The organism is Streptomyces flaveus (genome assembly GCF_014647675.1).
GTDB classification, from domain to species: domain Bacteria; phylum Actinomycetota; class Actinomycetes; order Streptomycetales; family Streptomycetaceae; genus Streptomyces; species Streptomyces flaveus.
In genome coordinates this window covers 126842-139589 of the sequence record NZ_BMPQ01000025.1, presented here as the reverse complement: position 1 = coordinate 139589, position 12748 = coordinate 126842, and the positions used below count along the sequence as shown (strand labels likewise).

Genomic DNA, 12748 nt, shown 5'->3' with positions numbered 1-12748 from the left:
ACGGACGCTTCCTTCGTACTCACCCGAGAGACTCTCTCGCGGCTTTCCTCCGGGCTCCCCTTCGGTGTTTCCAACCGTATCAGGGCTTTCCCGTCTCACTGACCATGGTACTGCGAGCACGCAGAACCAGACCCCGAGATAGGATCTGACAAGTTGGATACTGCCAGGCAAGGACGCTTGGTCGCATCGCTCGGCCTCAAGCAGGTGTACGACTCTACAGCGGGCTCGGGAGCAGGCGCAAATCGTTTGTGCCGGGCCCTACGGTCGCCAACCGAGACCTCTCCGGCGGACCGGTACTTCTCGTGACTTACGCTGCTGAACAGTGCGCCGTCCGGTACAGGCAGTGACGGCCATATGACTCTTCCGCCCCTGGGAGGCTTCCCATGACCACCGTGACGTCCCCTGTTGCAGGACGTGCCATCGGGCTCGTAGCCGTACCTGATCCGGTCTTCTCCGGAGCGATGGTGGGACCCGGTACCGCGATTGATCCCGTGCGTGAGCCCTCCGAGGCCGTCGCCCCTATCGACGGCGTTGTCGTCTCGCTTCATCCACACGCCTTCGTCGTGGTCGACGAGCAGGGCCACGGTGTGCTCACGCACCTCGGTATCGACACCGTCCAGCTGAATGGCGAAGGCTTCGAGCTGCTGATCAACAAGGGGGACACCGTGCAGCGCGGTCAGGCCATGGTCCGCTGGAACCCGGTTGCCGTCGAAGCCGCCGGCAAGTCCCCGGTGTGCCCCATCGTGGCGCTCGAAGCTGCGGCCGAGTCGCTTTCCGACCTCAACGTTGACGGCGATGTGAAGGCTGGAGACGCTCTCTTCAGCTGGCACTGACTTCAGTGCCGTGATGAACGACAGGCAGGACGACCACCGCGGTGGCGGGACCCGCCGCTCTATCGGAGACAGGTGACATGGAGACAACGCTGCGAGGCGTCGGCGTGAGCCACGGTGTGGCGATCGGCGAGGTTCGGCACATGGGGACGGCGGTTCTCGAGCCGCCTGCCAAGCAGATTCCGGCGGAGGACGCGGAGCGCGAACAGGGACGCGCCCGTAAGGCCGTGGAAGCCGTGGCGGCCGACCTGATGGCGCGCGGAAATCTGGCGGGCGGCGAAGCCCAGGCAGTGCTCGAGGCCCAGGCCATGATGGCTCAGGACCCGGAGCTGATGGCCGATGTCGAGCGGCGGATCGCTGTCGGAAGCACGGCGGAGCGGGCGGTGTACGACGCGTTCGCCGCCTATCGCGCTCTGCTTGCGGGTGCTGGTGAGTACCTCGCCGGTCGTGTGGCGGATCTCGACGATGTGCGGAACCGTATCGTCGCCCGTCTGCTCGGTGTTCCAATGCCGGGCGTCCCGGACAGTGACGAACCGTACGTCCTTATTGCTCGTGACCTTGCGCCTGCCGACACTGCCCTGCTGGATCCGGCTCTGGTCCTCGGTTTCGTCACTGAGGAGGGCGGGCCTACCAGCCACAGCGCGATTCTGGCGCGGGCACTTGGTGTGCCCGCCGTGGTCGCCTTGCCGGGAGCGAGTGAGCTCGCCGAAGGAACGATGATCGCGGTGGACGGCGGTACCGGTGAGATCTTCGTGAACCCGAGTGCCGAGAAGAAGGCCGCCATGGAGGCCGCGGCCGCCGAGCGTAAGGCGGCGCTTGCCGCGTCGAGCGGGCCCGGAGCCACCTCGGACGGGCACAAGGTGCCACTGCTGGCCAATGTCGGTGGTCCCGCGGATGTGCCGGCGGCGGTCGCGGCCGGTGCGGAGGGTGTGGGTCTGTTCCGTACCGAGTTCCTCTTCCTTGACGACAGCAAGAGTGCGCCGTCGGAGAGCAAGCAGGTAGAGGCGTATCGCAAGGTCCTTGAGGCTTTTCCTGAGGGTCGTGTTGTGGTGCGTGTGCTGGATGCGGGTGCAGATAAGCCGCTCGACTTCCTGACGCCGGCCGACGAGCCGAACCCGGCACTGGGCGTGCGTGGTCTGCGGACGCTGCTCGATCACCCGGAGGTGTTGCGTACGCAGTTGACGGCGCTCGCGAAGGCTTCCGAGGGGCTGCCGGTCTACCTCGAGGTGATGGCACCGATGGTCGCGGACCGTATCGATGCCAAGGCGTTCGCGGATGCGTGCCGTGAGGCCGGGCTACAGGCGAAGTTCGGTGCCATGGTCGAGATTCCGTCGGCCGCTCTGCGGGCGCGGTCGATCCTGCAGGAGGTCGAGTTCCTGTCGCTGGGGACCAACGATCTCGCACAGTACACCTTCGCCGCCGACCGGCAGGTGGGCGCGGTGTCCCGTCTCCAGGATCCGTGGCAGCCCGCGCTGCTCGACCTGGTCGCGCTGTCCGCCGAGGCGGCGAAGGCCGAGGGCAAGAGCTGTGGTGTCTGCGGCGAGGCCGCGTCGGACCCGCTGCTCGCGTGTGTGCTGACCGGTCTGGGAGTCACCTCCCTTTCTATGGGTGCGGCGTCGATTCCGTACGTCCGGGCGGCGCTGGCCAAGTACACGCTGGCGCAGTGTGAGCGTGCCGCGGCGGCGGCGCGCGCCTCGGACAGCGCCGAAGAGGCACGCACGGCGGCTCAGGCGGTGCTGTCCGGCGAGTAAGTCGGCCTGCGCCGTTGACCAGCGGTGATCGAGGGGCGCCCTGCCTGTAAGGGCGCCCCTCGCGTGTTCAGTGCGTATGCGCCGTCGGAGGGCCGTCGTCCCTCAGGTCCGGCGGCGCGCAGTAGTCGACGCCCGACTCCGGGGAGACGAGGTCGCCGGATTCGATGTCGGTGCAGTAGGCGTCGAAGACCTCTCCGGCGGTCAGCGGTTCCAGGTCTTCGCCACGCAGGCGCCAGCCGAAGACGCGGTCGGTCGTGTCGGGGGCGCTGGTGCGCATGACGAGGCCTCCGGCGCTCTGGGTGGCAATGCCGACGGCCAGGACGGTGGTGAATTCGAGGGCTTCGGCCTCGTCGAGCTGGGGTGTGCCCTCGGGGTCGTCGTCGGCATGGAGGGCCGCGATGAGTGTTTCCGGCGCGGTCGAGACGCTGCATACGAGGTGGCGCTCGCCGGGGCCTGTGCTTTCGAGGATGCGGACGAGCAGGTCAGATGCTCGGATGAAGGCCGCACGGCCGATGTCTTCGCCGCAGGATGCGCAGTTGCCGATGCGGGACAGGAGCGTCGTCGCGTACTCCCAAGTGGCTTGTCGGACGGCCTCGTCGACGAGGGTCGGGACGAGGTCGGCGAGGGGCTGTCCCTCGTACGGGAGGGTGGGGCCGGTCGAGGCGAGCTCTGCTGTGAAGCGGATGCGGCTGGTCGGGGCGTCGGGTTCCAGGCCCTGCTCGGCGCAGAACTCCGCGTACTCCTCGGGGTCGAAGAGTGCCACTGTGGTGTGGCCGCCTTGGGAGGCGAGTGTCCTGAGCAGGGCTTCCACCTGCTGGAGGTAGCTTGCATGGTCTGCGAAGGTGAACGTGCGGTAGCGCCGCATCGCCGTGAAGTCCTGCTCGTCGGTCAGCAGGCCGATGGTGCCGGCGATTTCGCGGCGCAGGACGCGTCGCATGCTTTGGTGCTGGATGTGCGCCATTTTTCCCCCTGAGTGCAGTCGATCAATGCTCACTCACCGTAACCGGCGGCACTGACAATGGCCGCCGGGCGAGGGGTTCACGCACGAGGCCGTGCGATAAAGATGTGCGATAAAGACGCAGGTCAGCACTCTGATCAGGTGCGCTTGCGGGCCAGGTCCTCGTAGAAGCGCAGCAGCTCGACGTTGTCCACCGAGCCGACGTTGACGGCCTTTTCGAGGAGAGCGCCTTGGAGCAGGCGCTTGACCGGTACCTCGATGCGCTTGCCGGTGAGGGTGTGCGGAATGCCGGGCACCTCGATGACCTCGTCGGGGACGTGGCGGGGCGAGAGCTGTTCGCGGATGGTCTGCTTGATACGTCCGAGGAGGGCTTCGTCGAGTACGGCGCCCGGCGCGAGGTGCACGAACAGGGGCATCCAGTAGCCGCCGTCGGGCTGTTCGACGCCGATGACGAGGGACTCGCGGATCTCGGGGAGACGTTCCACGGCTTCGTAGATGTCGGCCGAGCCCATGCGCACGCCCTGGCGGTTGAGCGTGGAGTCGGAGCGGCCGTGGATGATCACTGAGCCGCGTGAGGTGACGGTGATCCAGTCTCCGTGGCGCCAGGCTCCGGGGTACACGTCGAAGTAACTGTCGTGATAGCGGCTGCCGTCGGGGTCGTTCCAGAAGCGGATGGGCATGGACGGCATCGGGTTGGTGACGACCAGCTCGCCGACTTCATCGGTCAGGGGTTTGCCGCTGGGGTCCCAGGACTGGAGGTCGGTGCCGAGACACGGTGCCTGGAGTTCGCCGATGTACACAGGGAGTGTGGGTACGCAGCCTGCGAAGCAGGAGCAGACGTCGGTGCCGCCGCTGACGGAGGCAATCCACAGGTCAGCACCGCTCTCCGCGAACTCGTCGTGCAGCCAGCGGAACCCGTCGGGCGGCAGGGGCGAGCCAGTGGTGGCGACGCACTGCACACGGGAGAGGTCGAAGTCGCGAGAGGGGTGCACGTCCGCCTTGCGGCAGGCCATGACGTACGCGGCCGAGGTGCCGAAGAGCGTGGCTCCCGTGCGTTCGGCGATGCGCCACTGGGCGGCCGTTCCCGGATAGCCGGGGCTGCCGTCGTACAGAACGATCGTGGTGCCGGTCAGGAGGCCGGAGACGAGGAAGTTCCACATCATCCAGCCGGTGGAGGTGTACCAGAAGAAGCGGTCCTCGGGGCCCAGGTCGCAGTGCAGGCCGAGCTGTTTGAGGTGCTCGACGAGGATGCCGCCCTGGGACTGGACGATGGCCTTGGGGAGGCCGGTCGTGCCGGAGGAGTAGAGGACCCACAGGGGGTGGTCGAAGGGGACCGCTTCGAAGACGGGCTCCATGTCCGCGGAGGTGAGCGCGGACCACTCCAGGGCGCCTTCGGGGGCCTCGGTGCCGAGCAGCGGGACATGGACCACGGCTCGCAGCGTGGGCAGTTCGCGGCGCAGCTCGGCGACGGTGTCGCGGCGGTCGTGCTCCTTGCCGCCGTAGCGGTAACCGTCGACGGTGAACAGGACGACGGGCTCGATCTGCTGGAAGCGGTCGAGGACGCTGCGGGCGCCGAAGTCGGGCGCGCAGGACGTCCAGACGCCGCCCACGGCGGCTGTGGCAAGGAGGGCGACGACGGCCTGCGGAATGTTCGGGAGGTAGCCGCTGACGCGGTCTCCGGGACGTACGCCGAGGGTGCGCAGCTCGGCGGCCAGGGAGCCGACCTGGCGGCGCAGTTCGGACCAGTTGACCGGGCGCGGTTCGTGGGTTTCGTCGACGTAGAGGAGAGCCGGGACGTCGGGGCGGGTCTCGGCCGCGCGCAGGGCGTGCTCGGCGTAGTTGAGTGTGGCTCCGGGGAACCACTGGGCACCTGGCATTGAGCGGTCGCCGAGCACGCGCGCGTAGGGGGTCGAAAACCGTACGTCGAACCAGTCGGTGACGGCCTTCCAGAATGTGTCCAGCTCGTCCACTGACCAGCGGTGGAGGGCCGCATAGCCGCCCTCGGACGGGGCTCCGTGGTGTTCGGCCGCCCAGGACTGGAATTTGGTGATCTGTGCCCGGGCGATGCGTTCGAGATCGGGTTGCCAGAGCGGTGAGTGGTTCGCTGAGGACATGGGGCGGCTCCCGGACTGTGCGCGTCGTGTGCGTGTATCACGCACGGGCTGGGTTGTGCGCGTCACGCGGCTGACACGGACGATGCCATGTGATCGACTTCCGCACCAGGGTGCGCCAAGGATGGTCGGTGTCGTGCGCCACACATGGTCCGGGTCGTGAAGATGTGGTCCCGTCGCGGGTGAACGGCAGTTGAACGACTCACACAGGTGGGCAGGTCAATGGCAGGCTGAGCAGCATGGACGGTCGTGACCTGGTGCGCTCGGTGAAGGCGGTCGGTTCGACGGGGGCGGCCCAGGGGTGGCGTACCGTGCGGGCCGCGTGGCGTAGGAGGCGCGTCGACGCCTCCGGGCTTGTGCCCCGTGGTGCCGAGCGCGCGCGGGTGCCCGGCCCGGTACTGGACGTGGAGCCGGGACCCGGCGGCGGACTGGTGCGGTTCACCCGGTCGGAGCTGCGCATCACTGTCGCGGTGAACGGGGCCGTCTTCTGGGGCTGGGACGGGGCCGGACCCGAGCCGTCGTACGCGCTCGCCGGCCGCTCCCCCGGGCCGGACCCGCGGGCTGTTCTGGAGCCGGACAAGGACGGCGCCTGGCGGGTGGTGTCCGAGCGCGTGACGGTCGTCGTCTCGCGGAACGGTGCTGTGGAGGTGCGTACGCCGGGCGGGGTGACCCTGCGCCGCGATCTGCCGCCCCGGTGGTGGGAACCGGTCGGCGAGGGCCCGGCGCGGTGGATGCAGCGGTCCGAAGTGGCCGCGGACGCGCGGTTCTTCGGGCTGGGCGGGCGCGCGTCGGGACCGCGGCTGCGCGACGGCGCGTACCGGCTGTGGAACACCGATCCCGGCCTCTCCTTCGGTCCGGGCGACGATCCGCTGTACATCACCATGCCGGTGCAGATGGTGGTGGCCGACGCCGCCACGCATCTCGTGTTCCACGACAGCACGTGGGACGGCACCGTGACCTTGCGCGAGGGCGAGGAGGGCGCGGGGTCCGGGCACGACCGGGCCGGGACGAGCGAGCTGCGGATGGACGGCGGGCCACTGCGCTGCTGGGTGATGGTGGGCACCCCCGAGCGCGTGCTGCGCACCTGGACATCGCTCACCGGGGCCGCCGCGCTGCCGCCCACGTGGGCGCTGGGGCACCATCACGCGCGGTGGGGCTTCGGCAGCGAGCAGGAGGTGCGGCGGATCGTCGCCGGCTATCTGGAGCGCGGTCTGCCGCTGGACGCGGTTCATCTGGACATCGACCACTTCGACGCGCACCAGGTGTTCACGGTCGACCGGGAGCGCTTCCCGAAGCTTCCGATGCTCGCCAAGGAGCTGCGCCGGGACGGGATCCGACTGGTGTCGATCGTGGATCCGGCGGTCAAGGCCGAACCGGGCAACGCTGTGTACGACAGCGGGTCCGCGGTGGACGCCTTCGTGCGGGACTCCGCGAGGAGGCCGGTGCGCGGTGTGGTCTGGCCCGGCGAGTCGGTGTATCCGGACTTCACGCGCGCGCGGGTGCGCCTGTGGTGGGGCGAGCTCTACAAGGAGCGGCTGGCGCAGGGTTTCGCGGGCTTCTGGCACGACATGAACGAGCCGGTGTCGTTCGCCGCCTTCGGGGAGAACACCCTGCCCCGTTCGGCACGGCACGACCTGGAGGGACGCGGCGGCGACCATCGTGAGGCGCACAACGTGTACGCGCTCTGCATGGCGCGGGCCGGTTACGAAGGGCTGCGTGAACTGACACCCGGGGAGCGGCCGTTCATGTTCTCGCGCTCCGGGTGGGCCGGAATGCAGCGCTACGGAGGGACCTGGTCCGGGGACGTGGCCACCGGCTGGCCGGGGCTGCGGGCGTCGTTGTCGCTGGTGGTGGGGCTCGGGCTGTGCGGGGTGCCTTATTCGGGCCCCGATGTGGGCGGGTTCGACGGCAGTCCGTCGCCCGAGCTGTATCTGCGCTGGTTCCAACTGGGCGCGTATCTGCCGCTGTTCCGTACCCACGCGAGTCTGCGGGCCGGGCGCAGGGAGCCCTGGGAGTTCGGCGAGGAGATCCTGGAGCACGCGCGCGTGGCGCTCGTCGAGCGGCGGCGGCTGCTGCCGTACTTCGTGACGCTGGCGCATCTGGCGCACCGTACGGGGGCGCCGTATGTGCGGCCGGTGTGGTGGGGTGCGCCCGAGGACAGGGCGCTGCGCGACTGCGACGACACCTTCCTGCTCGGCGACTGCCTCCTGGTGGCGCCGGTACTGGACCCGAGCACGGACCGGCGTGCGGTGCAATTGCCGCGAGGATGCTGGTACGACACGGTGACCGAGGAGTGCTACGAAGGGCCCGCTCAGGTGCTGGTCGATGCCCCCTTGTCGCGGATTCCGGTGCTCGCGCGCGCGGGTGCCGTCGTGCCCGTACGCGGCGCCGACGGCGGCCTGGAGTTGGAGGTGTGGGCGCCCGCCCCTGGACGTACCGGAGGCGGGCTCGTGGTGCCGGACACGGGCGATGGATGGGACGAGCCGGAGGTCGAGCGGTATGTGACGCGCTGGGAAGGACAGCGGGTGGTCGTCGAGCGGGACGGGGAGGACGGACCGGGCGAGCCGTCCCGCCCCGTACGGGTCCGCGGGCTGGGAGGCCTGTGACGCGCTCCTGAGCGGTGCACCAGGTGCCCTGGACAACGCGTCAGATGTACCGGCCCTCGAAGAACGCCCGCGCCGCCACGGTGTGCAGTGGGAAGGCGAGTTCGGTCGCCGTGCGGAGCAGGTGCCAGCCCTCGGTCTCGTCCGTCGCAGAAGACAGCGGCAATGCGGCGGCCGGACGTTCCGGAAGCAGCCCGAAGAGCAGGAGGTGGCCGTCGGGAGAGCTCATCGCATCGGCGAGCCGTACGTCGCGGCTTGCAGCATCGATGCCCGTCTCCTCCATGAGCTCGCGGACCACGGCGCGGCGCCAGTCCTCCCTGTGGTCGATGAACCCTCCGGGCAGAGCGATGCCCCCGCGCGCGGGGGCGATGGTTCGGGTGATGACGACCAGGGCGGTGCCCTTGATGTCGTACACGGGCTGAAGGGCCACCGCGACGGGCAGCGGATTGCGGTAGGCCACGGCGCCACAGGAGGCGCAGGTACGGGGCCAGCCGGAGACACCCTCTTCGTAGGGTGCTCCGCAGCTCGAACAGTGGGAGTCCGGCGCGGAGTCGGCGGGCGGGTTCTGGGATGGGGACACGCCGCGGACTGTAGCCGATCATCACATGGGCGCTTCCGGAGGGCCGTCTCCATGCGATGGGACGAGAGACGGCCGGAACCACCCCCGTAGGCCCCGGCCGCCCCTACCGATACTTCGACGCCCAGGAGGGCCCTGGCGGTTCTCGTGACGCACAGACCTGCCCGCTGACGCCCTGCCCAATCGACGCGCCCCATGGCACACTTCTGACGATCTGTCAGATACAGACGCCTGGAGGGATCTTGTCCCGCACCCGCACCCGCACACCCGTGGTCCCCGGCTGGTTCGCCGGCGAGGGGGACGACTTCCGGCTTCTGGGCACGCGCTGCTCGGCCTGTGCATCGGTGTTCTTTCCCCGTGAGGACGCCTTCTGCCGCAACCCTGGTTGCCCGGGCGGCGAACTGGCCGAGGTCCCGCTGTCCCGGAAGGGCCGCGTCTGGTCGTACACCGACAGCCGGTACCGGCCACCGTCACCGTATGTGTCCGACCCGGAACTCGAATGGCAGTCGTACGCGTTGATCGCTGTGGAGCTGGAATTCGAGCGGATCGTGGTGCTCGGACAGGCGGTTCCCGGGGTCACCGTCGCCGATCTGACGGTGGGCATGGAGATGGAGGTCGTCCCGGGCGTGCTGAACGAGGACGCGGAGACGACCTGGACGACGTGGCACTGGCGGCCGACGGGGGTGGGGGCATGACGGGTGAGGTGGCGGTACTCGGCGCGGGCATGCATCCCTGGGGCAAATGGGGACGCGGTTTCGTCGAGTACGGGACGGTGGCGGCGCGCGCGGCACTGGCTGACGCGGGAGTCGACTGGCGGGACGTCGGCTCGATCGTCGGCGCGGACACGGTCCGTGGCGGCTATCCCGGGTACGTGGCGGGGGCGACATTCGCGAAGGCGCTGGGCTGGCAGGGCGCCCGGGTGGCGAGCGTCTACGCGGCGTGCGCGTCGGGGGCGCAGGCCGTCAACACGGCGCGGGCGCAGATCCTTTCGGGCCTCGCGGACGTGGTCCTGGTGGTGGGTGCGGACGCGGCTCCGAAGGGGTTCTTCCGGCCCGCGGGCGGAGACCGGCCCGATGATCCGGACTGGCTGCGATTCCGGGTCCTGGGGGCGACGAATCCGACGTACTTCGGGCTGTACGCGCGGCGTCGGATGGCCGTGCACGGGGACACACTGGAGGACTTCGCGCAGGTCAAGGTGAAGAACGCCGCCCAGGGGGCGCTGAATCCGAACGCGCGGTACCGCAAGCGGGTCACCGCCGAAGAGGTCGCCGCCTCGACTGTCGTCGCCGATCCACTGCGGCTGCTCGACATCTGCGCGACCTCGGACGGGGCCGCGGCGCTCGTGCTGTCCAGCATGGAGTTCGCGCGGCGTCATGAAGTCGCGGATCCGGTGCGGATCCGCGCGGTGTCCACGGTGACGCCGCGCTTCCCCACCACGGTGCTCGATCTGCCGGACATCGCGACGGACTCAGCGGTCGCGGTGGAGCCGGCGGCCGAGACATTCCGCGCGTCGATCGCGCGGGCGGCGTACGAGGAGGCGGGCATCGGCCCGGAGGACCTCTCGCTCGCCGAGGTCTACGACCTGTCCACGGCCCTGGAGTTGCAGTGGTACGAGGACCTGGGACTGTGCGGCGAGGGCGAGGCCGCCAAGCTGCTCAGAGAGGGTGCGACGGCCCCGGGCGGGCGAATACCCGTGAACGTCAGCGGTGGACTCGCCTCCTTCGGAGAGGCCGTTCCGGCCCAGGCCATCGCCCAAGTCTGCGAGCTCACCTGGCAGTTGCGCGGTACGGCGGGCGAACGGCAGATCACCGGCGCGCGGGTGGGGATCACGGCGAACCAGGGGCTGTTCGGGCACGGGTCGTCCGTGATAGCCGTCCGGTGAGGGCAGGGTGCCCGTATGGCGTGAGAGCTGAAGTGGCCTTCCGTACACTGAGTGATCAGTCCGGAATCCTGCGTGAACAGCTCGTGAACTGGGCTTGGGCGCACACTGGAAGCGTCATCATGCTTCCGTGCGCTCCTGGACGGGTACTCTCCGCTTCGCCTTCCAGCCGATCGTCAACCTGACGACCGGAGGGGTGGCAGCACTGGAGATACTCGCCCGCCCGGAGGCCGGTGACGTCCTCGCGCATGCCCGCCGCGACCCCGAACTCGACGGTCGGCTGGCCGCGTTGGCGATCCGGGCGGCGGCCCGTCAGGAGACGCTGCTCCCGCTCCACGTCAACGTGTTCGCGGGCACCCTCGCCGACCTCGGAGGACTCGCCGCGCTGCGGGAGGCCGTACGCGAGGCGGGGCGCATGCCGTGGGAGGTGACGGTCGACGTCGGCCCGCCCTTCACGCACGTGCCGCACCGGGCGCTCATCGAGGCGGTCTCGGCGCTGCGTGGCGAGGGCTTCCGGATCTGCGCGGACGGCATCGGCGACGGCGACGTGCCCCTTCGGGTGCTCGCGGATCTCGCTCCCGACCTGGTCAAGCTCGACGCGTCCCTGCTGACGCGGCCGGCGGTCGTGCGGGCGATGCGGACGCTGTGCGAGCAGCTCGGTGCGCTGCTGTCCGTGGAGGGCGTCGAGACCGAGCTGCAGTGTGCGGCGGCGCTGTCGGCGGGCGCACAACTGGCGCAGGGCGAGCTGTTCGGTCCCCCGGCCCGCCGTCCGGCAGCGGACGTATACGTCCCGGCGCTCTCCCACGTCACCTCGGCGACGCCTCCGTACGGGCCGTCGGTGCGGCAGTTCGTACGCCCTGCCGCGCTGCTGCCCGCAGACGCGTCTGCGGGACAGGTGCGGGCGCTGCTGACCGGGTCGCCTGAGGTGTCCGGGGTGCTGCTCGTGGACGCGGCCGGGGTCCCGGTGCGGTCGGTGCACCGCTCCCGGTTCCTGCTGTCGCTGTCGGGCCGTTACGGGCATGCGCTGTACGCCGACCGGCCGGCCGCCAAGCTCGGCGATCCGCCGCGTACGGTCGGCGTGGACGCCACCGCGTGGGAGGTCCTCGACGTGGTGGCGGACGGGGACCGCGACCGTACGTCCGACGATGTCGCGGTCGTCGACCGGCTCGGGCGGTGCGTAGGAGTCGTACGACTGGCCGATCTGGTACGGGCGCTGGCCGAGAACCGCGTCGAGGAGGCGGCCGGGCTGAATCCGCTGACGCGGCTGCCCGGTTCGGACGCGATCACCGGCGAGGTGGACCGGCGGATCGCGGACGGGCGGATCTTCGCGCTGAGCTGGCTGGATGTCGACGGCTTCAAGCAGGTCAACGACGGTGCGGGGTTCGCGGCGGGCGACGAACTGATCCGCGGGGTGGGGCGGGCGCTGCAGGCGGCGGCGTCCGGGGTCACGCGCGTGGGGCATATCGGCGGTGACGACTTTCTCGTGCTGACGGATCCGGAGAGACTCGATCCGCTGGCCGTGTCAGTGCTCGACACGCCGTGGTCGGCCGGTGGCCTCGCCGTCACGCTGTCCCTGGCCACGGTGCTGTGCGCCCCGGGAACGGTGACCGACCACCGGCAGGCTGCCGCGTGTCTGGCGCCGCTCAAGCAGGCCGCGAAGTCGTTGCGGGGCGCAAGCTGGGTGCTGGGCCACGCGGGCTTGCCCGGCCACGAGATCCGCCGTGGCTCGGGGGCGGCGCCCGCGCAGGCGGGATGCGGAACGGGCGGCCCAGGCCTGGGCTGAGCGGCTTCGCGGCACCGTGTCCGCGGGGCCCGGCAGTTGACGCGTACGCCCACTGCCGTACACCGGTTGTGGAGCCCGACCCTCCCGGCTCAGGCATTTTTGCGGGTCCGAACCATTGCCGCCCGCGACCTTGACGGTCCTCGGCCCCCGGTGAACACTTCCGGATGTCAGTCGGCGTCGCCGCATTCCGGCGTATTCACGCACTGCGCCGCGCGGGCCCTCGCCTGCGCCAACGGGTCATCCCCCACGGGCGATT

The 12748-nt window shown here is 70.0% G+C and carries 9 protein-coding genes; 6 read left to right on the top strand and 3 right to left on the bottom strand.

Features of this window, described 5'->3' with window-relative positions:
* The first annotated feature begins 383 nt into the window (after positions 1 to 383).
* Together IEZ21_RS35090 and ptsP are read left to right on the top strand one after the other, a co-directional pair.
* On the top strand, positions 384 to 833 hold the full coding sequence (locus IEZ21_RS35090) for a PTS sugar transporter subunit IIA (RefSeq protein ID WP_189325853.1): 450 nt from the start codon (positions 384 to 386) through the stop codon (positions 831 to 833).
* A gap of 77 nt (positions 834 to 910) precedes the next feature.
* Positions 911 to 2581: a phosphoenolpyruvate--protein phosphotransferase gene (gene ptsP / locus IEZ21_RS35085; RefSeq protein ID WP_189325860.1), complete on the top strand. Its 1671-nt coding sequence runs from the start codon at positions 911 to 913 to the stop codon at positions 2579 to 2581.
* A 67-nt stretch (positions 2582 to 2648) separates the two neighbouring features.
* Here ptsP and IEZ21_RS35080 read toward each other — a convergent pair whose 3' ends face one another.
* A complete protein-coding gene (locus IEZ21_RS35080) occupies positions 2649 to 3542 on the bottom strand; it encodes a DUF8829 domain-containing protein (RefSeq protein WP_189325852.1) in 894 nt (297 codons plus the stop codon).
* Positions 3543 to 3676: 134 nt separating this feature from the next.
* On the bottom strand, positions 3677 to 5653 hold the full coding sequence (locus IEZ21_RS35075) for an acetoacetate--CoA ligase (RefSeq protein ID WP_189325851.1): 1977 nt from the start codon (positions 5651 to 5653) through the stop codon (positions 3677 to 3679).
* 236 nt (positions 5654 to 5889) lie between these two features.
* On the opposite strand from IEZ21_RS35075, the gene IEZ21_RS35070 reads away from it, so the two are divergent.
* Positions 5890 to 8256 carry a glycoside hydrolase family 31 protein gene (locus IEZ21_RS35070; protein ID WP_189325850.1) on the top strand — a complete coding sequence of 789 codons (2367 nt, stop codon included), beginning with the start codon at positions 5890 to 5892 and terminating at the stop codon, positions 8254 to 8256.
* A 40-nt stretch (positions 8257 to 8296) separates the two neighbouring features.
* On the opposite strand, the gene IEZ21_RS35065 is transcribed toward IEZ21_RS35070, so the two are convergent.
* The gene (locus IEZ21_RS35065; protein ID WP_189325849.1) at positions 8297 to 8833 is read right to left on the bottom strand and encodes an NUDIX domain-containing protein; all 537 of its coding nucleotides are present in this window, start codon (positions 8831 to 8833) and stop codon (positions 8297 to 8299) included.
* 266 nt (positions 8834 to 9099) lie between these two features.
* On the opposite strand from IEZ21_RS35065, the gene IEZ21_RS35060 reads away from it, so the two are divergent.
* From IEZ21_RS35060 to IEZ21_RS35050, 3 genes are all read left to right on the top strand, one after another.
* Positions 9100 to 9525 carry a Zn-ribbon domain-containing OB-fold protein gene (locus IEZ21_RS35060; protein WP_189325859.1) on the top strand — a complete coding sequence of 142 codons (426 nt, stop codon included), beginning with the start codon at positions 9100 to 9102 and terminating at the stop codon, positions 9523 to 9525.
* Positions 9522 to 10712, top strand: a complete 1191-nt coding sequence (locus tag IEZ21_RS35055) for a lipid-transfer protein (protein WP_189325848.1) — start codon at positions 9522 to 9524, stop codon at positions 10710 to 10712. Before IEZ21_RS35060 ends, IEZ21_RS35055 begins: the two co-directional genes overlap by 4 nt.
* Positions 10713 to 10839: 127 nt before the next feature.
* Positions 10840 to 12492 carry a GGDEF domain-containing protein gene (locus IEZ21_RS35050; protein WP_189325847.1) on the top strand — a complete coding sequence of 551 codons (1653 nt, stop codon included), beginning with the start codon at positions 10840 to 10842 and terminating at the stop codon, positions 12490 to 12492.
* The last annotated feature ends 256 nt before the right edge of the window (positions 12493 to 12748 follow it).